Annotated in this window: 17 protein-coding genes and 1 pseudogene; 9 read left to right on the forward strand and 9 right to left on the reverse strand. The window is 69.7% G+C overall.

From position 1 onward, the window contains the following. The first annotated feature begins 545 nt into the window (after nt 1–545). The 6 genes from ACH4U7_RS21270 (at nt 546) to ACH4U7_RS21295 (ending at nt 7773) form a co-directional block, all read left to right on the forward strand. A complete protein-coding gene (locus ACH4U7_RS21270) occupies nt 546–2066 on the forward strand; it encodes a gamma-aminobutyraldehyde dehydrogenase (RefSeq protein WP_398529432.1) in 1521 nt (506 codons plus the stop codon). A 79-nt stretch (nt 2067–2145) separates the two neighbouring features. Continuing rightward, entirely contained in the window at nt 2146–3414 is a 1269-nt protein-coding gene (locus tag ACH4U7_RS21275; RefSeq protein WP_398529433.1) for a spermidine/putrescine ABC transporter substrate-binding protein, read from the forward strand. A 21-nt stretch (nt 3415–3435) separates the two neighbouring features. After that, complete coding sequence (locus ACH4U7_RS21280) at nt 3436–4590, forward strand: ABC transporter ATP-binding protein (protein WP_398529434.1); 1155 nt, start codon at nt 3436–3438, stop codon at nt 4588–4590. Next, entirely contained in the window at nt 4587–5528 is a 942-nt protein-coding gene (locus ACH4U7_RS21285; protein ID WP_385612393.1) for an ABC transporter permease, read from the forward strand. The genes ACH4U7_RS21280 and ACH4U7_RS21285 overlap by 4 nt, the downstream gene beginning before the upstream one ends. Then, nucleotides 5528–6322, forward strand: a complete 795-nt coding sequence (locus ACH4U7_RS21290; RefSeq protein WP_398529435.1) for an ABC transporter permease — start codon at nt 5528–5530, stop codon at nt 6320–6322. Before ACH4U7_RS21285 ends, ACH4U7_RS21290 begins: the two co-directional genes overlap by 1 nt. Before the next feature lie 5 nt (nt 6323–6327). Continuing rightward, nucleotides 6328–7773 carry an NAD(P)/FAD-dependent oxidoreductase gene (locus ACH4U7_RS21295; protein ID WP_398529436.1) on the forward strand — a complete coding sequence of 482 codons (1446 nt, stop codon included), beginning with the start codon at nt 6328–6330 and terminating at the stop codon, nt 7771–7773. 273 nt (nt 7774–8046) lie between these two features. Here the strand turns inward: ACH4U7_RS21295 and ACH4U7_RS21300 are convergent, their stop codons facing one another. The 5 genes and pseudogenes from ACH4U7_RS21300 to ACH4U7_RS21320 all read right to left on the reverse strand — a co-directional run bounded on the left by ACH4U7_RS21300 (nt 8047) and on the right by ACH4U7_RS21320 (nt 12404). Continuing rightward, on the reverse strand, nt 8047–8496 hold the full coding sequence (locus tag ACH4U7_RS21300) for an SUKH-4 family immunity protein (protein WP_398529437.1): 450 nt from the start codon (nt 8494–8496) through the stop codon (nt 8047–8049). A 301-nt stretch (nt 8497–8797) separates the two neighbouring features. Continuing rightward, nucleotides 8798–9529, reverse strand: coding sequence for a translation initiation factor IF-2 (locus tag ACH4U7_RS21305; RefSeq protein WP_398529438.1), 732 nt, complete (start codon nt 9527–9529; stop codon nt 8798–8800). 86 nt (nt 9530–9615) lie between these two features. Next, nucleotides 9616–9842 (reverse strand): annotated as a pseudogene (locus tag ACH4U7_RS21310) (hypothetical protein); the annotation flags it as partial. Nucleotides 9843–10141: 299 nt separating this feature from the next. Next, on the reverse strand, nt 10142–10990 hold the full coding sequence (gene ppk2, locus ACH4U7_RS21315) for a polyphosphate kinase 2 (RefSeq protein ID WP_398529439.1): 849 nt from the start codon (nt 10988–10990) through the stop codon (nt 10142–10144). A 496-nt stretch (nt 10991–11486) separates the two neighbouring features. Continuing rightward, a complete protein-coding gene (locus ACH4U7_RS21320; protein WP_398529440.1) occupies nt 11487–12404 on the reverse strand; it encodes an NADP-dependent oxidoreductase in 918 nt (305 codons plus the stop codon). Between the two features lie 120 nt (nt 12405–12524). Between ACH4U7_RS21320 and ACH4U7_RS21325 the strand changes: the two genes are divergently transcribed. Together ACH4U7_RS21325 and ACH4U7_RS21330 are read left to right on the forward strand one after the other, a co-directional pair. Then, on the forward strand, nt 12525–12974 hold the full coding sequence (locus ACH4U7_RS21325; protein ID WP_398529441.1) for a winged helix-turn-helix transcriptional regulator: 450 nt from the start codon (nt 12525–12527) through the stop codon (nt 12972–12974). Between the two features lie 506 nt (nt 12975–13480). After that, on the forward strand, nt 13481–14368 hold the full coding sequence (locus ACH4U7_RS21330; RefSeq protein WP_398529442.1) for an alpha/beta fold hydrolase: 888 nt from the start codon (nt 13481–13483) through the stop codon (nt 14366–14368). A 191-nt stretch (nt 14369–14559) separates the two neighbouring features. Here ACH4U7_RS21330 and ACH4U7_RS21335 read toward each other — a convergent pair whose 3' ends face one another. Genes ACH4U7_RS21335 through ACH4U7_RS21350 form a run of 4 tightly spaced genes read right to left on the reverse strand, consistent with a single transcriptional unit; the run spans nt 14560 to nt 19478 of the window. Then, complete coding sequence (locus tag ACH4U7_RS21335) at nt 14560–15822, reverse strand: SMI1/KNR4 family protein (RefSeq protein ID WP_398529443.1); 1263 nt, start codon at nt 15820–15822, stop codon at nt 14560–14562. A gap of 11 nt (nt 15823–15833) precedes the next feature. After that, nucleotides 15834–16658, reverse strand: coding sequence for a copper homeostasis protein CutC (locus ACH4U7_RS21340; RefSeq protein ID WP_398529444.1), 825 nt, complete (start codon nt 16656–16658; stop codon nt 15834–15836). Nucleotides 16659–16699: 41 nt separating this feature from the next. Beyond that, the gene (locus ACH4U7_RS21345) at nt 16700–18220 is read right to left on the reverse strand and encodes a M81 family metallopeptidase (RefSeq protein ID WP_398529445.1); all 1521 of its coding nucleotides are present in this window, start codon (nt 18218–18220) and stop codon (nt 16700–16702) included. Nucleotides 18221–18245: 25 nt separating this feature from the next. Continuing rightward, nucleotides 18246–19478, reverse strand: coding sequence for an ROK family protein (locus tag ACH4U7_RS21350; RefSeq protein ID WP_398529446.1), 1233 nt, complete (start codon nt 19476–19478; stop codon nt 18246–18248). A 312-nt stretch (nt 19479–19790) separates the two neighbouring features. Between ACH4U7_RS21350 and ACH4U7_RS21355 the strand changes: the two genes are divergently transcribed. Continuing rightward, nucleotides 19791–21608 (forward strand): peptide ABC transporter substrate-binding protein, encoded by a 1818-nt coding sequence (locus ACH4U7_RS21355; RefSeq protein WP_398529447.1) that lies wholly within the window; start codon nt 19791–19793, stop codon nt 21606–21608. The last annotated feature ends 44 nt before the right edge of the window (nt 21609–21652 follow it).

Here is a 21652-nt window from a genome sequence, read left to right on the forward strand (position 1 = left end):
ACACGGCGGCTTCAAGAAGTCCGGCTACGGCAAGGACCTGTCGGCCTACGGCTTCGAGGACTACACCCGGATCAAGCACGTCATGACCTCGCTGGACGGCTGACCCCGCGGAACCCCGAGGGGCACGGTCGCGCACACCGCGTCCGTGCCCCTTATGGCTGCGCACCGCGTCACCCCGTTCGCCTCCATGCCAGAGCCATGCCAGAGCCATGCCAGGGCCATGCCAGGGGTTCTCGCACCCCCGCCACCGACACCACCGCCGGGCACCGCCGGGCGGCTGACCGGATATGCGCCATACCCATAACATTGCCCGATATTGACCACCCCACCGGAGGCGGCGGCTACGGCTGGACGCCGCCAACGACTCCGTGTGCTGGCCCGGAATCGGTGACCCCCAGCCTCAGCCGATCACCGAATCCGTCGTGAAACTAAAAAGCAACAACGGAATCCCTTGTTGAAGAGAAGGTCCTCTGTCAGGATCGGCCTTCGATTCCGGCTAGAACGACGCCATGCCCCGAGAGGCGACCGGCGGAGGAGAGCACGCGATGGATCAGCGGTTCGATGTGACGGAGCGGTTCGCCCAGGGTGCGCAGTACATCGCGGGTCGGCTGCGCACAGGCGGCTCGGAGCACATGCACACGGTCGTGGACCCGGCCACCGGCGAGCAGGTGTACACCTACCGGCTCGCCGGTCCGGCCGACGTCGACGACGCCGTGACGGCGGCGGAGGCCGCCTTCCCCGCATGGGCGGGCGCCACCCCCGGTGAGCGCTCGGACGCCATGCACCGGTTCGCCGCCGCGCTCGGGGAGCAGGCGGAGGAACTCGCCTACGCCGAGTCGTTGCAGTGCGGTAAGCCGATCAAGCTCACCACCGAGTTCGACGTCCCCGGCAGCATCGACAACACCGCCTTCTTCGCGGGCGCCGCCCGCCATCTGGAGGGCAAGGCGGCCGCCGAGTACAGCGGTGACCACACCTCGTACATCCGCCGTGAGCCGATCGGCGTCGTCGGCTCCATCGCCCCCTGGAACTATCCGCTCCAGATGGCGGCGTGGAAGGTCCTCCCGGCCATCGCCGCGGGAAACACCATCGTCCTCAAGCCCGCCGAACTCACCCCGTTGACCTCGCTGATGTTCGCGCAGGCGGCCACCGAGGCGGGCATCCCGGACGGTGTCGTGAACATCGTGGCCGGCACCGGACTGGAAGCCGGTCAACAGCTGGTCGGCCACCCCGGCGTGGCCATGACCTCCTTCACCGGCTCGACCGCGGTCGGTAGGCGGGTGGCCGAACTGGCCACCGCCACCGTCAAGCGGCTCCACCTCGAACTCGGCGGCAAGGCGCCCTTCGTCGTCTTCGACGACGCGGACGTCGAGGCCGCCGCCCACGGCGCCGTCGCGGGCGCCCTGATCAACACCGGCCAGGACTGCACCGCCGCCACCCGCGCCTACGTCCAGCGCCCGCTGTACGACGCGTTCGTGGCCGCCGTCGCCGAGCTGATGGCGTCCGTACGCCTCGGCGACCCCTTCGACCCGCACACCGACCTCGGCCCCCTCATCTCGCACACCCAGCGCGACCGCGTCGCGGGCTTCGTCGAGCGGGCCCGCGGCTACGCCACCGTCGTCACCGGCGGTGAGGCCCCCGGCGGCGATCTCGCCAAGGGAGCCTACTACCGGCCCACCCTCATCACCGGTGCCGCCCAGGACAGCGAGATCGTCCAGTCCGAGATCTTCGGCCCGGTCCTGGTCGTCCTCCCCTTCGACAGCGACGACGAGGGCCTGGCCCTGGCCAATGACACCCCCTACGGCCTCGCCGCCTCCGCCTGGAGCCGCGATGTCTACCGGACCCACCGCGCCACCCGCGAGATCAAGGCCGGATGTGTGTGGATCAACGACCACATCCCGATCATCAGCGAGATGCCGCACGGCGGCTTCAAGAAGTCCGGCTACGGCAAAGACATGTCGGCGTACTCCTTCGAGGAGTACACGCAGGTCAAGCATGTGATGTTCGACAACACGGCGGAGGTCCGCAAGGACTGGCACCGCACGGTCTTCGGGGACCGACAGATCTGATTCGTGCGGCCACCGCGTGTGGCCTTCGGCCGGCTGGAACCGGCCGGCACCAGCCGGCACCTTCGAAAGGCACAGCTTCATGGAACGAACGGAACCAACGGGACCAACCCACGAGTCCGAGAGCCTGTCCCCACCGCAGATCGCCGCGATCCGCCGCAGCATGACCAGCGGCCGGATGGCGCTGACCCGCCGCAGCCTGCTGCGCGCGGGCAGCGCCGGAGCGTTCGCCATCGGCGGGCTCGGGGCGCTGAGCGGCTGCGGCATCCCGCCCGCGGGGCGCGCCGAGGCGGACAACGCTTCCGAGGACCACTCCGACGACGAGAAGCGGCTCAACTTCTCCAACTGGACCGAGTACATGGACGTCACCGACGACAACAAGCACCGTCCGACGCTCGACGAGTTCCAGCGCCGCACCGGCATCACGGTGAAGTACACCGAGGACATCAACGACAACGTCGAGTTCTTCGGGAAGATCAAGCCCCAGCTCGCCGCGGGCCAGGACACCGGACGCGACCTCATCTGCGTCACCGACTGGCTGGCCGGACGGATGATCCGGCTCGGCTGGATGCAGCAGCTGAACGCGGCCAACCTGCCGCACGCCTACACCAACCTGGGGGAAGGCTTCCGCAACCCGGACTGGGACCCGGGCCGCGCCCACTCCTACCCGTGGACCGGTATCCCCGCCGTCATCGCCTACAACAAGAAGGCCACCGGCGGCCGCAAGGTCACCTCCGTCTCCCAGCTGCTGGAGGACCCCAGGCTCAAGGGCCGGGTCGGAATGCTGACCGAGATGCGCGACACCGTCGGGCTCACCCTGCTCGACATGGGCAAGCGCCCCGAGACCGTCACCGCCGACGAGTACGACGCCGCCATTGCCCGGCTCCAGAAGGGCGCCGACCGCGGCCAGATCCGCCGGTTCACCGGCAACGACTACACCGGCGACCTCACCAAGGGCGACCTCGCCGCGTGTATCGCCTGGGCCGGTGACCTCATCCAGCTCCAGGCGGACAACCCGGAGATCGAGTTCGCCATCCCGGAGGCGGGCTACATGATCTCCACCGACAACCTCCTCATCCCCAACAAGGCCCGCCACAAGAAGAACGCCGAACGGCTCATCGACTACTACTACGAGCCCAAGGTCGCCGCGAAGATCGCCGCGTACATCAACTACGTCTGCCCGGTCGACGGCGTACGCGCCGAACTTGCGAAGATCGACAAGGATCTGGCGAACAACCCGCTGATCATCCCGGACGACGAGATGGTCGCCAAGGCCCACGCCTTCCGCCTGCTGTCGAGCAAGGAAGAGACGGCATTCGAGGACAAGTTCGCCAAGCTCACCGGCGCCTGACAAGCGAGGAAGACCCCAGCCATGCCCCAGCAGCCCACCACCGGCGGTGATGTCCGCCTCACCGGGATCAGCAAGACCTACGGGTCCTTCACCGCCGTCCACCCGCTCGACCTGGACATACCCGCCGGCTCCTTCTTCGCCCTGCTCGGCGCCTCCGGCTGCGGCAAGACCACCACCCTGCGCATGATCGCGGGTCTGGAGGACCCCACCACCGGCACCGTCCTGCTCGCCGGACAGGACGTCACCGCCCTCCCGCCGTACAAGCGCCCGGTCAACACCGTCTTCCAGAGCTACGCCCTCTTCCCGCACCTCGACATCTACGAGAACGTCGCCTTCGGCCTGCGCCGCCGCGGCATCAAGTCGGTGAAGAAGCAGGTCGACGAGATGCTGGAACTGGTCCAGCTCGGCGACTTCGCCCGCCGCAAACCCCAGCAGCTCTCCGGCGGCCAGCAGCAGCGCGTCGCCGTCGCCCGTGCCCTGATCAACCACCCCCGGGTGCTGCTCCTCGACGAGCCGCTGGGCGCCCTCGACCTCAAGCTGCGCCGCCAGATGCAGCTCGAGCTCAAACGCATCCAGACCGAGGTCGGCATCACCTTCGTCCATGTCACCCACGACCAGGAGGAGGCCATGACCATGGCCGACACGGTCGCGGTGATGAACGGCGGCCGCGTCGAGCAGCGGGGCGCCCCCGCCGAGCTCTACGAGAACCCCGCCACCACCTTCGTCGCCAACTTCCTCGGCACCTCCAACCTCATCGAGGCCGAGATCAGCGACAAGAGCGGCGGCACCCTGGTGCTGACCACCGCGGGCGGCAAGCTCGCCCTGCCCGCCGCCCGATGCAGCGCACCCGTGCGCACCGGCGGCAAGGTGCTCGTCGGAGTGCGCCCGGAGAAGATCTCCCTCACCCACGCCGAGGACGCCGACACCGTCGCCGACGGACGCAACCGGATCACCGGCCGGATCGCGGACTCCAGCTTCATCGGCGTCTCCACGCAGTACGTGGTGAAGACCCCGGACTGCCCCGAGATCGCCGTCTACGAGCAGAACATCGAACGCGATCCGCGGCTGGTCCCCGGCGCCGAGGTCGTCCTGCACTGGAACCCGGCCCACACCTTCGGCCTCGACGCCGCCCAGGACATCGACGCGGGCACGGAACGGGACGAGGAGGCGGCGTGAGCGCGACCACTGCCCCCAAGCCGGCACCCCCGGCCCCGCCCCCGGCAGCCCCGGCGGGCGTCCGCAAGGCCGCGCTCCGCAAGAAGCTGGTCCCCTACTGGCTGCTGCTCCCCGGCATCCTGTGGCTGGTGATCTTCTTCGCGGCGCCGCTGGTCTACCAGGCGTCCACCTCGGTCCAGACCGGCTCCCTCGAAGAGGGCTTCAAGGTCACCTGGCACTTCCAGACCTACTGGGACGCGCTGACCGAGTACTACCCGCAGTTCCTGCGCTCGGTGATGTACGCGGCGACCGCCACCGTGCTGTGCCTGCTGCTCGGCTATCCGCTCGCGTACCTCATCGCGTTCCGCGCGGGCCGCTGGCGCAACCTGGTGATGATCCTGGTCATCGCGCCGTTCTTCACCAGCTTCCTGATCCGCACCCTGGCCTGGAAGACCATCCTGTCCGACAGCGGTCCGGTGGTCGGCGTGCTGAACTCCCTGCACATCCTGGATGTGACCAGTCAGCTCGGGCTCACCGAGGGCGAACGGGTGCTGGCCACGCCGCTGGCGGTGGTCTGCGGTCTGACGTACAACTTCCTGCCCTTCATGATCCTGCCCCTCTACAGCTCGCTGGAGCGCATCGACGGCAGGCTGCACGAGGCGGCCGGGGACCTGTACGCCAAGCCCTTCACCACCTTCCGCAAGGTGACCTTCCCGCTGTCCATGCCGGGCGTGGTCGCGGGCACCCTGCTCACCTTCATCCCGGCCACGGGCGACTACATCAACGCCGAGCTGCTGGGCTCCACCGACCAGAAGATGGTCGGCAACGTCATCCAGTCGCAGTTCCTGCGGGTACTCGACTACCCGACGGCCGCGGCACTGTCCTTCATCCTCATGGCGGCGATCCTCGCGATGGTCACCGTGTACATCCGCAGGTCCGGGACGGAGGATCTGGTCTGATGGCTCTGACACGCTGGATACGGCGGAACCTGGTCGTCATCGCGGGGCTCGGCACGCTCGCATATCTGATCCTGCCCAACGTCGTCGTCCTGGTCTTCTCCTTCAACAAGCCCAACGGCCGGTTCAACTACGAATGGCAGCGGTTCTCCACCGACGCCTGGACCGACCCCTGCGGCGTCGCCGACATGTGCGGCTCGCTCTCGCTGAGCCTGAAGATCGCGGTGTGGGCGACCATCGGCGCCACCGTCCTGGGCACCATGATCGCCTTCGCGCTGGCCCGCTACCGTTTCCGGGCCCGCCCGGCCGTCAACAGCCTGATCTTCCTGCCGATGGCGATGCCCGAGGTGGTCATGGCCGCCTCGCTGGCCACCCTCTTCCTCAACATGGGCGTCGACTTCGGCTTCTGGACGATCCTCATCGCCCACATCATGTTCTGCCTGAGCTTCGTCGTGACGGCCGTCAAGGCGCGGGTGCTGAGCATGGACCCCCGGCTGGAACAGGCCGCCCAGGACCTCTACGCCTCCCCGGCGCAGACCTTCCTGCGCGTCACCCTGCCGATCGCGGCCCCCGGTATCGCCGCCGGTGCGCTGCTGTCCTTCGCGCTCTCCTTCGACGACTTCATCATCACCAACTTCAACGCCGGCTCGACCGTCACCTTCCCCATGTTCGTCTGGGGATCCGCACAGCGCGGTACGCCCGTGCAGGTCAACGTGATCGGCACGGCGATGTTCGCCATCGCGGTGCTGTGCGTCCTCGTCGGCCAACTGGCCGGCACCCGCCGCAAGAGGAGCTGAAACCCATGGCCGCAGACGCCATGACGCGCTCTACCGGGGACAGCGCCCCCGGACCGTCCGCCCTGGAATCCCTGGCCGACGCCGCGTACACCCCCTACTGGCTGGAGGACCCCGGCCGGCCCCGTGCCCGCCCCGCCCTCGTCGGGGACGAGCACTGCGATCTGCTCGTCATCGGCGGCGGCTACAGCGGGCTGTGGACCGCCCTGATCGCCAAGGAGCGCGACCCCGACCGCGATGTGGTGCTGCTCGAGGGCCAGGAGATCGGCTGGGCCGCCTCCGGGCGCAACGGCGGCTTCTGCGCCGCATCCCTCACCCACGGCCTCGGCAACGGTCTGGCCCGCTGGCCCGGTGAACAGGCCGAACTCGAACGGCTCGGCCACCGGAACCTCGACGAGATCGAGGCCGCCGTCGCCCGCTACGGCATCGACTGCGACTTCGAGCGCACCGGCGAGATCGACGTGGCCACCGAGCCCCACCAGATCGAGGAGCTGCGCGAGACCGCCGAACTGACCGCCCGGCTCGGCGTCGCGGAGCAGGAGTTCCTCGACCGCGACGCGGTACGCGCCGAGGTCGACTCACCGACCTTCCTCGCCGGGCTGTGGGACCGCAAGGGCGTGGCGATGGTGCACCCCGCCAAGCTGGCCTGGGGCCTGAAGCGCGCCTGCGCCGAACTGGGCGTACGGATCTATGAGCACACCCCGGCCGAGCGGCTGACGAGCGCCGGGGCGGCGATGGCCGTCCGTACCCCGTACGGCCGGGTGCGCGCCCGTCAGGTGGCACTCGCCACCAACGCCTTCCCCGCGCTGGTGCGGCGCGTCCGCCCGTATGTCGTGCCCGTCTACGACCACGCGCTGATGACCGAGCCGCTGACCGAGGAGCAGCTCGGCGCGATCGGCTGGAAGCGGCGGCAGGGGCTGAGCGACACCAACAACCACTTCCACTACTTCCGCATCACCGCCGACCACCGCATCCTGTGGGGCGGCTACGACATCATCTACCGCTACGGCGGCCGGGTGCGCGCCGAGTACGACCACCACCCGGCCACCTACCGCACCCTCGCCCGGAACTTCTTCCGCTGCTTCCCGCAGCTGCAGGGCGTGCGTTTCAGCCACGCCTGGGGCGGCGCGATCGACACCTGCTCGCGCTTCTCCCCGTTCTTCGGCAGCGCGCACGGCGGACGGGTCGTCTACGCCCTCGGGTACACCGGCCTCGGCGTCGGGGCGACCCGCTTCGGAGCGGAGGTGATGCTCGATCTGCTCGGCGGTGAGCCCAGCGCGCGCACCCGGCTGGAGATGGTGCGCAGCAAGCCGCTGCCCTTCCCGCCGGAGCCGGTGCGCTGGGCGGGCATCGGGATCACGCAGTGGTCGATGACCCGGGCGGATGAGAACGGCGGCCGCCGGAATCTGTGGCTGAAGGCGATGGACAAGATGGGGCTGGGCTTCGACAGCTGAGGTGGGGCTTCGTGGGTTCGAGGCTTCGGGGCTTCGGGGCTTCGGGCCTTCGGGCCTTCGGGCCTTCGGGCCTTCGGGGTGACGAGTCCGGGGCAGGGGCCGGTGGTGTGTCCGCCGGCCCCGACCCGCTTGTGTCTCTGTCGCCATCGGACTGCCATCGAAAGGCAACCTCATGGCACTGAAGACGAAGAACGACGCACTGCTCAAGGCGCGCGCCAGGGTGGACAACGCGAGCGTGAACGAGAAGGACGACTCCTGGGTGGTCAGCCACGGCTACGTCGGAGGACGCTGACCAGGCCGGCATCGCTCCTCCGACGCGAGGGTCTCCAGCGCGAGGAGCACCACGTGCTGCCAGAACATGGCCGGGCTGTCGAAGGACGGCGGATCGACGTCGCGGATCTCCCGACCAGGCGGCGTACCTCGTCTGCGATCTCTTCCTCCGATTCGTCCTCGTCGCGCGCTGTAGAACAGGTCGAGGCCCTTGAACTTCAACCGGAGCTGGTAAGCGATCTCCACGAACCGCTCCAGGGACGTGTTGGCGAGCGCGAATTTCCGGTCGCTGCTTCCCGGCTCGTACCAGTAGATGCGGTTGTCCGCCCGAGACATGCAGGCCAAACCGCCCATGCCCGTGGCGATCAAGAAATGCCGCTCGGCGACCTCCGGCGGCATCGTCGCGACCCAGAGCGAGCCGAACGCGGACACCAACTCCGCGTGCGTGACCATCGCGGGCTCCGGCCGCTCGGAGGCACCGCAGCGACTGTCGTCGACGACCGGAGCAGCAGCCGTGGAAGTAGGGCACGCCGTGGGTGCGATGGTAGGGAGCTGCGGGCAAGGGTGCCCAGGCGTGGAAGCTGACCGGTTCGCCGCTCCTGCACTGACCGCCCACCGGGATCCTGAGTACTCCTACTCATGACCCGGTCCGCTTCTGAGGGACAAGGGACGAGGGACGGCAGAGGCGATGGGCGACATCGCGGAAGCGGCGGGAAAGGTGCAGGCGCCCTTTCGCCGGAGCCAGGCACTCCGTTCAGTGCGGTGACGGTTTCGGGTCCAGGGCGTTGCCGACAGTGCAGCCGCCCTCTCCGGGCATCCGCTGGATCCGGGGCGGCACCCACACCTCGGTGGCACCGGGGCCCACGCGGGCAAGAAGGCAGTCCTGCGCGTCGAATCCGTTGCCCTTTACCGACAGAAGAACGCCGACCCGGCCGCCGTCCGCCTTCACCTCGGCACGGATCGCCGGATCCAGGTCCAGGGCAGCGAGCGTACGGCGCACCTCGGCCTCGTCCACCCGGCCGCCCTCCGGCACCCGGGGAAGTTTCGCGCGAAGCTCCTCGTACGGCAGCCGGGGCGGTTCGGGTGGCGGGGCGAAGGTCAGCGGAGGGCCATCCGGGCAGTCCACGTCACGGGGATCCTCATCCCACTCCGACTTGGGTGACACCCGCACCGCGAAACAGCGCCGCACGTCGACCTCTTCAGAGTCCCATCCGTTGTACGCCGAGCCGGACGTGCGGACGACCACGTCGACGCCGTCCCCGTCGTGTGTCGAGGTACCCGTCACCCGCAGTACCTCCACCCCGTCGATGACGGAAGCGGAGCGCCCGACCTCCTCCGCCGTGCGCGGACGCTGGCCGTAGAGCCGCTCGCCCGCCTTCCTGGCCACCTCCCGTGCGGCGTCCGTCGCCTCGTCCTCGGAGGACGGCACCACCCCGCAGCCGACCGTGAACAGCAACAGCGGGGCGAGCAGCAGCAGTCGGCGCATACGTCCACCCTTCCGGCGCCGGGCGCGGCGGGCAACCGCTCGCGTACTCAGACCGCGTAGGTGTTCGTACTCAGCCGGTGCGGCGATCAGACGTGGGCGCGCCCCGTGAGGTTCCGGCGGCGGGCGTACACCTCGATCTCGATCCTCATCCGGGGGTCGGCGAGGCCGCAGACCATCATCTTGGCGACGGGCCGAACGTCGCCGGAGCGGCCGCGGAGCAGGGCCGGCACGGCTCAAAGTCGCCGCGGTCGGGGAGGAGATGACGCACCCGGACGACGTCCGCGAAGGCGCAGTCCGCTTCCTTCAGCGCGGACACCGGCTCGCCGGGGGCCACGGGGAGGGTCGTGTACTCCGCCACGCCGATCACCCGCCCTTGCGCCATCGCGAGCGGGGCGCGGTAGCCGGGGTGCGGGGGTGCGCAGATGCGTGCCGCGGCCTCGCTCGCGTACCTCGGATTGGCCGCGAAGAACCGCAGCCGCAGGTCCTCAGACGACATCTCGCGGTGCATGCGCAGCACCTCGTCCCGGTCCTGCGGCCGGGCGGCGCGGATCTCGACGGTGCTGCCGTCGGCGAGCAGCGCGCGAACCGTGTCGGGGCGGTGTGCCGTGTCCGTCATCCGTGCGCCCCTTCGCCGGGCGTTTCCCCCCGATCCGGTGCCAGGAGCGAGGCGGCGTGGTCGGGTACATAGGTCTGCAGATGCCGGGGCGGCCGCTCGTACCCAGTGGGCGCGGGACGCGGCGGCAGTCGCAGGTCCGGCGGCCGGACGTCGCCGTACGGCACGGTGGACAGCAGGTGGGCGATCATGTTGATGCGAGCCGCGCGTTTGTCGTCGGCCTCGACGACGTACCAGGGGGCCTCGGGGATATCTGTGCGCGCGAACATCTCGTCCTTGGCCTGGGAGTACGCCTCCCAGCGCGTGATGGACTCCAGGTCCATCGCCGAGATCTTCCAGCGCCGGGTGGGGTCGCTCAGCCGCCTGCGGAACCGCTGCTCCTGTTCGGCGTCGCCCACCGAGAACCAGTACTTACGCAGCAGAATCCCGTCCTCGACCAGCATCCGTTCGAAGACCGGGCACTGGCGCAGGAAGCGCTGATGCTCCTCCTCGGTGCAAAAGCCCATGACGCGCTCGACGCCGGCCCGGTTGTACCAGCTGCGGTCGAAGAGCACGATCTCACCCGCGGCGGGAAGCTGCTCAACGTAGCGCTGGAAGTACCACTGAGTGCGCTCCCGCTCGGTCGGCACCGGTAGAGCGACGATCCGCGCGATACGCGGGTTCAGGCTCTCGGTGACCCGTTTGATCGCGCCGCCCTTGCCGGCAGCGTCGCGCCCCTCGAAGATCACCACCAGCCGCCACCCCTCGGCCCGCACCCACTCCTGGAGCCTCACCAGCTCGATCTGCAGACGTGACATCTCCTGCTCGTACCTGGCCCGGGGCAGTCGGCCAAAGCCGCGGTCGCCCATGAGGCCAGTGTCGCATCGCACGGACCGCTCCGCCCCCGCTACCGCGCCCCAAGCTGACACCGCGCGAAGGCGGGGGCAGGGTGGAAGCACGGCAGCGCCCGGGAAGCCGACCGCTCGCGCAGCAGCAGTCCCGCGGTCACGGCGACCGCCGCCGCGGTCAGCCCGTGGACGCCGTACGCGGTCGCCGCCGGGCCTGCCGGACGGGACGGGGCAGGACGGAATCGGCGGCGGGCATCGCATCGCCTCGCAAGGCATCGCAACCGCATCACTGACAGCAGGGAGCGGGCTGAGACTTCGTCTCTTGCCGCAGACGTCTTGGCGTTGTCCCGACGTCCTGGTGGCGGGGCTGCTGTAGCTCGCCGGTTTCGGCGATGCCGCCGATGTCGTGGCCGCGTCGGGGGTCGGCTGCGCAGCACGGACCGGTCCCCGGCGTCCGAGGCTTCCGGCGGGCGGGTGCCGGTGATCGCGGTCGGCCGCGCACTCGGCGCCGGGCTGGTCAGGGGCAGATGATGTAGCGGCCGCGGAGGCCGCCCTCGGCGGTGGCCCGGTGGGCTTCGGCGGCCTGGTCCAGCGGGACGGCGGCGTGGACGCGGGTCGGGAGGTCGCCGGCGGCGGCGCGGGTGAGGAGATCGGCGAGTCGGGTGCGGTCGGAGGCGGTGACCACGGAGGTGACCGAGATTCCGCGCTCGGTGGGAGGTTCGAGGCCGGGCCGCAGGCCGACGTAGGCGCCGCCGTCGCGGACCAGCTTGAGGGCCTGGTCATTGAGTTGTGCGGGGTCGACGACTGCGTCCCATTCCGGCTCGGCGTGTGCGGTGAAGTCGGCGCCGAGGCCGCGGACGAACTCCTCGTCGCCGGCGCGGGCGAGCCCGGTCACCTGCCAGCCGCGTTCTCGGGCGAGGACGGTCACGTTCGCCCCGACCGCCCCCGCGGCGCCGGTCACCAGCAGTCGGCCGGCCCCGGCGGGCGCGTCGCCGAGCAGGTCGACGACCTGCGCGGCGGCCAGCCCGTTGAGGGGGACCGTGGTCGCGGCCAGCAGGTCCAGCCCGTCGGGGACCGGGGCGACGTCGGCCGCTGACACCACGATCTGCTCGGCGTAGGTGCCGTAGTCGCGGTCGAAGCCGGCCACCAGGCCGGCCACCCGGGTGCCGACGGCCTGGTCGACGCCCGGCCCGGCCGCGTCCACGACGCCGGCGAACTCCCAGCCCAGGCCGGTGTGCTCGGGCTGCTGGACCAGCCCGAGCGCGTGGAAGAAGCCCGCTGCGACGCCGAGGTCGGTGGGGTTGACCGTCGCCGCAGCGATGACGACGCGGATCTGGCCGGGGCCGGGCTCGGCGACGGGCACGTCGATGATCTCGATCGAGTCGGGCCCGTTCGGGATGCGGACGACGGCGGTGCGGAAGGTGGCAGCACTCATGGCTTTGTTCCCTTGCGGTGGGTGATCGTTTCCGAGCTCCATGCTGGTTTCGTTAACCTCTTTGCGGAAGCAGGCACTTGAAAGTGCGTAAGCCCCCCTCGGGTGCCAAAGGAGCGATCAATGTCGACGCGGACAGCGGCTCAGCGCCGGGCCGAGGAGAAGACGAGCTACAACGCGTTCATGGCGGGCTGCCCCAGCCGTCAGCTGCTCGACCGGATATCCGACAAGTGGGTCGCGTTGATCCTCGCGGCGCTCGGCAGCGACGGCCCGCACCGTCCCGGGGTCGACCACGAAGACGGGCCCCGGGCGATGCGCTTCTCCGAGCTGTCCCGCCGGCTCGCGGGCGCCAGCCAGAAGATGCTCACCCAGACCCTGCGCTCCCTGGAAGTCGACGGCCTGGTCACCAGGACCGTTACGCCCACCGTGCCCGTCACTGTCACCTACGAACTGACCGAACTCGGTCTGTCCCTGAACCGCGTCATGGCCGACCTCAAGGACTGGGCCGAAGCGCATATGAGCGAAGTGCTCGCCCACCGGGAGGAACACCACCGCGCGGCAGCCGAACACTGAGCTTGCTGTTTGAACCTGCAGCCAGGCAAAGAAAGTCACAGGCTCGTCCACCGGCAAATCCGCCACCAGCAAGGGGTTTCACCCGAATCGCGTACGGCCGTCGGTGCGCTCCCGCGCTTGGTGTCAGGCCGACGGCCGGGTGTCGTCGCCTCCGCTGCCGCCCCGGCCGGTGGCAGGTCCTCGGCGAGGTGGACGAGGGCCGTGGTGCGTGCCGGGCGGACCGGGATGCCATGCGCGGCCAGGCGCCGGGACAGGACGGGCGCGGAGGTGTGTGCGCCGGGCCGGGTACCGTCATCGCCGGCTGTGTGACTCCCTGTCGGCGGGCGCCCGCCGAGATCGAGCCCTCTTGGGCCACGGCTACGACGGATGCGAACAGGGCGAGGCCGAACCAGTATTCGACATCATGTGGATCATCTGCCCATCATGGCAGTGGACTCGGCCGGAGCCGTCCTCCGCTCCGACGCCTCGTTCTCAAAGACCCCCGCATACGAATCGAGGAGTACACCGTGAGCAAGCCCGGACAGACCGTCGAGATCCCTCACCTCGGGGGATCGACCATCGGGTACACCTTCGGCAAGCCGTACGACCCCGCACTTCCGACGCTGGTCCTGATCAACTCGTACACCACCTCGGCCGAGTTGTACCGGCCGCAGTTCGCCGACCCGGAACTCGGGACCGTGGCCAACCTGCTGGCCCTCGAACCCTACGGGCACGGCCGCACGAGGGCCGCGTACCAGCACTTCACCTACTGGGACAGCGCGGTCGCGAACCTGCAGGCCCTCGAGGCCCTCGGGATCGACGAGGCCTTCGTGCTGGGAACCTCGCAGGGCGGCTGGGTGGCGGTCCGCATGGCGCTGCTCGCCCCGGACGTCGTGAGGGGCCTCATCCCGCTCGGCACGTCGATGGACTTCGAGAGCCCGCGCAGCCGCGACCTGGGGTGCTGGGACGCGATAGGGCTCAACACGCCGCTCGTCGACGCCCTCGCCGACCCGGTCGGCGAGGACTGGGTCGTGCCGGACGAGGTCGTAGACGCCGTCTTCGCCACGTCCCTGGGCGGCGTCTCGGCCGAGGAACGCGAGTTCTGGCTCACCGCCTACCGTGCAAACTACAGCGGTGACGCCGGACGCCGGCGTCTGCGCCTCAGCACGGTGAACCTGCGGGACCGCGACGGGCTCCACGGCAGGCTCGACGAGGTCCGGTGCCCCGTCCTGTGGCTGCACGGTACCGCGGACCAGGTGTACTCCGTGCCGAACGCGCAGGACGAGATCCGGATGTTCACCAGCTCCCCCGAGGCGCGCCTGGAGATCATTGAGAACGGGCAGCACTTCCTGAGTGCCTCGCATCCCGCGGAGGTCGGCTCCGCAGCGATCGAGTTCCTGAAGCGCTGGGCCTGAGCCTGAAGCCACCCGTGCGTCGGCCGGTTGATCTTCTGCCTGATTGTTGATCGACCCGGGCGGGGTGGGCGGGGAGGTGCCACGACCCGCCGCCTCCCCGAGCCGTCTCCCCCGAGCGTCGCCCGGGCAAAGCTCGCCGCACTCACCATCGCCGACCCCCGGCCGGGCGCGTCCCTCACCCAGGCACCGGTTCAGGCTGTTGGCGAAGGTGGCTCGTCGTGGGTGGTGACCCAGGCCGTCGAGATCGGCCAGTCGCGTTCGGGGCGGTGGGGGTGGAGACCGACGACGGCGAGCGATGGCAGGTCGTCGAGTTTTGACAGCACCCGCCATTGGTCCTGGGTCACCTCCAGGTAGCGCAATCCCTTCAGCTCAGTCACCGTGGCGATGTCGGCGACGGGTGCCGCCGCGATGTCCAGCGCCCACAGGTTGGGCACCGTACGGAGCGGAGCCAGCTCGACGGGCCGCGCGCAGGTGACCGACAGCGAACGCAACTCCCGGTTCCGGGCCGGCGCCGTCAGGTCAACCGACTCCACATCCAGCTCCAGATACTCCACCGGAGGGCTGCCGAGCGGAGTCAGGTCGGGCGAACCCCCGCTCGACAGCGCCAGTGAACACACGTCGGGCACCGCGGCGAGGAACGCGCAATCCTCCACGCCGGACACCCGGACCTCCTGCACGCGCGGACCGGCCTGCTCGGCCCGCGCACGGGAAGGTCGGCCGTCGCTGTACCTGGTGTGCTCGCCGGGCAGGCCCGGCAGGTCCGCGTCGATCCACAGGCTCTTGTTGTGATGGCGGTAGTCACCGCGTTCCAGTGCTTCCACCAGACGGCGCAGGAACGTGGTCACCGAGTCGGCGACGTACGTCGGCCCCCGCGTGTAGTCGACTCCGACCGCGATGACCTGCCCGGGACGACCGTTCGGCCCGGGATCCATGTCCACGGCGAGCCAGTTGCCGCCGGTGTCGAACGCGAACCGGACCCAGCCCGCACGCAGCGGCGACCTCCGGACGGTGTTCGGGGGCTGAGCATCGAACACCGTCCGGCGCCAGGGTTCGTGCTCCCATTCCTGCGCGATGTCGAGCCACTCGTCATCCAGATCGCCGATCTCGGCAAGAGGGAGCCACTCCTGCCGGTCGAACAGAGGGTTGACGACGCCATCACCTTCACCGTCGGCGATGCCGTACAGCGCGCGGAGGTCCGGAGGCAACGCGACGCCGAGTACCTCCTCCGCCGCGGCGAGGTCCTCCTCACCCGCGGGCTCGGGGAGTTCCTCCTCGTACCCGAGGATCTGCGCCATCAGCCGCCGGTGGTAGTGGAAGAGCCGCACCGCCTCGTCCGGATCACCAGCGGGAACCGCAGACTCAGGCCCTTCCTGCTCGTCACCCCGGTCGGGCGGAACGAAGTCCTCATCGATCACATAGAGGAACGGCGACTTCTGCGGGGAGGATGTCGTCATGCCGCCGCAACCTAGCACCCGCCCCCGACACCGCGGCCGGTGGTCCGTGCGGCGTCCAGTGCCTGCCGGGCCTCGGCCACCACCTTCGGGTCGGTGACGAAGTGGGTGTCCTGGAGAGCGGAGGCTCCCGCGACTCCGAGAGGTATCCACGCACCGCCGCGCCGGGGCTCGGCCTGGGTCTTGGCGGAGAGGTGCACTGCGGCGACCCCCGCGGCCACCAGGGCGGGGATGTCAGCGGTGCGGACGCCGCCGCCTGCCATGACCTGCACACCAGGAGCCGCGGCGACCATCGCGGCAAGCGTGGTCGCCCCGCCGGCCGCGGTCGCCGCGCCGCCGGAGGTGAGAACCCTGGTGATCCCCAGTGAGGGGAGCAGCGCCGCGGCGGCGACCGGGTCGGCGGACTGGTCGATCGCGCGGTGCAGGGTGACGTCTACGGAGCACTCGTGGTTCGAGGCCGCGTCATGGGCGGCGTCGGTCAGGCGGGTGACGGCGTCGGTGTCCAGGAGGCCTTCGGCGGTCAGCGCACCGACCACCACGCCCGAGGCGCCCGAGGCGACGACCGAGCGTACCTCGGCGACCATCAGGGCGATCTCCTCGGCGTCGTACACGAAGTCACCGGGACGGCACCGCACCAGAGCGTGCACCGGCGACCCGACGGCTGCGACCGCCTCCACCGAGGCCGCCGACGGGGTCAGGCCGCCCAGTTCGAGCCCGGTGCACAGTTCGACCCGGTCCGCACCGTGGTCGCGTGCGGCACGGGCACCCGCCGGGGAGGTGACCGCGATCTCAAGAGTGGTTCCCGACGTACCGGTGCCGCCCGGAGAGCCGGAGGGCACGCCGGGTCGGCTCTGGCGAGGGGGGTAAGCGCTGTAGCCGGTCACTCGTCGTCCCCGGTGAGCGGCTGGTCGGAGGCCGGGATGAGCCGGGCCGTCAGGTCCGGGTCGGCCATGTCGAGGTCGAAGGGGAACATGGGCCGACGGATGCGGTGGTAACCCAGTCGCACCAAGTCCTGGTCGACACCACCTGGTGTGAGGGCCATCTTCCACGCCGCGGCCATGTCGAACAACTCCGGCTCCAGATAGCCGATCTTCACGATGACCACGTCGGCGGAGCGGGGGTCGAGGTCCAGGTCGGAGAAGTCGTGTTCATGATGGTAGGGCTTGCGCAGCCGGGTCAGGATCGCGTACACGCTGCCGACTCGGACCACGACCTCGGTCTCGGCGTCGCGGTCGCCGTGCCGGATGGCGTGTACCACGCCGGTGAGGGTGACGGGACCGGCGTGCCGGTCGTCCACCTCGGCTCCGGCGGTGACGGTGACGGTGGCGCCCACGCCGGCGGCAACCGCGGTGTCAACGGCGGCTGGGCCGGGCACCGAGGCGTACAGGACGGTCGGGCCGTCGTCCTTCTGGAACTCCGGGCGCTCCAGCAGCCTGGTCAGGCCCCAGGTGACGTCGCCGGCGCCGCCCGCGGTGGGGTTGTCGCCGGTGTCGCTGATGAAGTACGGCCGGTGCTGCGAGCCCAGGGCCTCATCGAGGAGGTCGTCGAAGGTACCGGTCGGGGCGACGAAGCCGAAGTCGTGACGGGCCTCCCAGAAGCCGCGGGCGAGGCGTTCGGCGCCTGACGAGACGGCGTTCCGGTCGGGGCCGATGACGACGACGGCCGCGCGGTTGCGCGGTTCGTCGGCCCAGGCGTAGCCGACCCATATCGCCGCGTCGGTCACCCCGTCCATGGCCTCGACCTCGTCGACCGCCGCGTACACGCTCCTGGCGGGCTCGATGCGGGTGGAGGTCTGCTCTCCGGCCAGCAGCACCGGGACCGGTACCCATGCCTTCACCGGTCGGGGGGCGCCGGAGGCGAGCAGGTCGACCAGGTTGCGCACGGCGCGCTCCTTGGTCTCCATGTGGTCCTCGTGCGGGGCCATCCGGTAGCAGGTGATGAGGTCGCTGCGGTGGGCGAGTTCGCGGGAGACGTTGCCGTGCAGGTCCATCGAGGTGGAGACGATCACGTCGGGGCCGACGGTGGCACGGATGCGTTCCAGCAGGACGGCCTCGGCGTCCTCGACGCCCTCCACGGTCATCGCGCCGTGGATGTCGTACCAGAGACCGTCGAGCCGGGGCAGTGCGGCGAGGCGGTCGATGAGTTCGCCGGTGAGTGCGGACCAGGCGGCGGCGGTGACCATGCCGCCGGGCAGCGACTTGCCCACCAGGGCGCCGTGCCAGTCGGCGGCCTCGCGCAGTTCCTCGCCGGGCGCGAGGAAGGGGTAGCGGCCGAACACGTCGGCGCCCCGCAAGGGATGGAACGCGGGGGCCTCGGTGCGGGCCGGGGAGAAGGTGGACGACTCGATGCCGAGCCCGGCGATGGCGATGACCGGGCGGGCGGCGGTGCGGGATTCCGACATGTCTCCTCGTGCGGGGTGTGGTGCGTCAGGGGGTGCGGTGTGCGGCGGGGCCGAAGCGCTCGACACCGAGCCCGGTGCCGCCGACGTCGCGCAGGGCGTGCGCCATGGCGCGCTGCAGGGCGAACTGTCCGGCCCCGACGACTCCGGCGTCGACGCCGAGGCTGGCCCGCTCGATCGTGAGGTGCTCGGTGACCAGCGGGTGGCAGCTGTCGTAGAGCTGGCTGCGGACCGCGGCGACGAAGGGTTCCAGAGTGGAGAGGATGCCGCCGAGGTAGACGGCGTCCGGGTTGAAGAAGTTGACGTTGGCGGCGAGCACCTGCCCGAGATGCTCTCCGGCCCGGCGGACCGCGCGGGTGGCCTCGGGGTCGGCGTCGGCGGCGAGGCCCACGACGTCCTCGATGCTGCTGACGTCGGCGCCGCGCTCGCGCAGGATGCGTACGAGGGCGGCGCCGGAGGCCACGGTCTCCAGACAGCCCGTCTTGCCGCAGGAGCAGGGGATGTCGGCGGCGCCGTCGATCCGGATGTGGGTGATGTCGCCGGCGGCGCCGGTAGCGCCCCGGTAGAGGCGACCGTCGACGATGACACCGGCGCCGATCGCCGAGCCGATCTTCACCATGATCGACTGTCGGTGTTCGGCGGGCCGGACGGTGTGCTCGCCCATCGCCATGCAGTTGGCGTCGTTGTCCACCGCGGTCGGGACGCCGAAGCGTTCCTCCAGCCAGGTGGCGACCGGGAAGCGGTTCCACCCCGGCATCCGCGACGGCAGCATGGCGGCTCCGGACCGGATGTCGACGGGGCCCGGCAGGGACAGGCCGACACCGCACATCCGGTCGCGTCCGTGTTCCTCGGCCAGGGCCTCCAGGGTTTCGGCGAGCCGTGGCAGGGCCTGCTCGGGGCCGTCGGCGATGACGAACGGAACGGTGGAGACCTTTTCGAGTCGGCCGCCGGGCAGCGCCACACCGATCCGGGCATGCCGGCCGCCGAGGTCGGCGGCGACGGCGAACTCGTCGGTGCCGCCGAGCCGCAGGACCTTGCGGGGGCGCCCGCCGGTGGACGACTGGGTGCCTTCCTCGGCGATCAGCCCGCGCTCGACCAGCTGCCCCACGGTGAGGGAGATGGTCGAGGGGGCGGCACCGAGCAGGCCGGCGAGTTCGGCGCGTGACGATGCCTGGCCCGAGGCCACGAGTTCCAGGACGCGGGCGGCGAGGGGGGAACTCCCCTTCGCCGGCTGACGGTTCCGCGCACTTATTTCAGTCATGTACGAAGTAACTTCCGCAACGGTGGATGTGACGAAGACAGTACGCCCGTACAAGGCGTACGTGAACCGCTTCCCGGACGACATTGCCGTGATCAATAGCGCGACAAACCAGACCAAAGATGGCGTTTTCGCTACCTGGACAGGGCTTCGGAGAGTTCTGTCGAACTCGCAGAAACTTACTTTTTACTAATTCTTGTTTGTTTAATCAGCACGTGAGACGTTGACTGTCGTCGCAGCGCCGATCCCCGCGGCGCCCGCCCCAGGCCCAAGCCCAACGGGGCACACACGGGTCCTTTCACTCCGAGGAGAGTCATGTTCCTTGCTCATACGGCGACCGGCCGCCGCTGGGCCCTCGTCGCGGGTGCCGCCCTCACGTCCGGCGCACTGCTCACCGGCTGTTCCGGGGGCGGTACCTCGTCGTCCGGCGGACACTCGACCGACACCATCAACTACGCGCTCCCGGCCAACTTCACGCCTAACTGGATCCTCCCGGTCGGCACGGCCGCGCACCTCAACACCAACAACTCCTCCATATCCCAGTCCCTCTGGGAGCCGCTGATCGCCTATGACGGCTCCACGGGCGAGGTCGGCTGGAACAAGAACAACTCCCTCGCCACCGCGGCGGACTTCGCCAAGGACAGCAAGAGCGTCACGATCACCCTCGGCAACCGCCACTGGAGTGACGGCAAGCCGATCACCTCGCGCGACGTCGAGTTCTGGTTCAACCTGGTCAAGGCCAACAAGGCCGACTGGGCAAGCTACAGTCCGGGCAAGGCGCCGGACAACTGGACCTCGCTGAAGATCGTCGACGACACTCACTTCACCATCACGTTCGACAAGGCGTACAACAAGCAGTGGATGCTCGCCAACGAGCTGAGCATGATCCGCCCGATGCCGCAGCACGTCTGGGACAAGACCGGCGGCTCCGACGCCGTCTCCGACCTGGACCGCACCCCCGCCGGCGCCAAGAAGGTCTGGAAGTACCTCAACAGCGCCGCCAAGAACATCTCCGGTTATGCCACCGACCCGCTGTGGAAGACCGTCAGCGGTCCGTACACCCTCAAGTCCTTCTCCACCGCGGGCAGGGTCGAACTGACCGCCAACGCCAAGTACGACGGTGGCGGCAAGGCCAACATCAGACACGTCAACCTCCTGCCGTTCACCACGACCGACGCCGAGGCGAACGCGCTGCGGGCGGGCACCGTCGACTACGGCTACATCAACGCCACGGACCTCAGCCAGGAGGAGTCCTTCAAGTCGAAGGGCTACACGGTCAAGCCGTGGGCGGGCTGGGCGATCACCTATATGCCCTACAACTTCAACAACCCGGCCATGGGCGCCGTCTTCAAGCAGCTCTACGCCCGCCAGGCGATCCAGATGTCGGTCGACCAGACCAGTCTGGCGAAGGTGATCTTCAACGGCACCGCGGTCCCCACCTACGGTCCGATCCCCCAGGGACAGGCCTCCGACTTCGTCTCTCCGGAGCAGAAGAAGAACCCGTACCCGTTCGACACCGCCAAGGCGAAGCAGCTGCTGACCTCGCACGGCTGGAGCGAGCAGAACGGCACCATGGTGTGCACCGACGCGGGCAGCGGCGACGACCAGTGCGGCTCGGGCGTCGACAAGGGCACCAAGTTCGAGATGCAGGTGCTGTCCCAGTCCGGTTCGACCGTGACCGACAACATGATGAGCGCGCTGCAGTCCTCCTTCTCGAAGACCGGCATCAAGTTCACCATCAAGACGGCCCCCGTCAACTCCGTGCTCTCGCAGTCCGGTCAGTGCAAGTCCGGTGACTCGGGTTGCAAGTGGCAGCTGTCCTTCTTCGGCACCGCGGGCAGCTGGTACTTCCCGGCGTACCCGAGCGGTGACTCACTCTTCCAGACCGGCGGCGGTTCCAACTTCGGCAGCTACTCCAACCCGGCCGTGGACAAGCTGATCGCGCAGACCACCACCTCCGAGTCGCCCGCCGCCGTCCAGGAGTACAGCGCCACGCTGGCCAAGGACCTGCCGGTGATCTGGCTGCCGGAGCCCGACTACCAGGTCTCCGTGGTCAAGAACGGGCTGGGCGGTTTCGCCCAGGACTCGCTCGCCAACTTCCACCCCGCCATGTGGAAGTGGACGAACAAATGAGCCCGGCCGGTGACCCAGCGCATTCCTGAGCCGAAGCGACCGGA

Origin of the sequence: Streptomyces sp. NPDC020845 (assembly GCF_044334165.1) — a bacterium.
GTDB lineage: Bacteria > Actinomycetota > Actinomycetes > Streptomycetales > Streptomycetaceae > Streptomyces.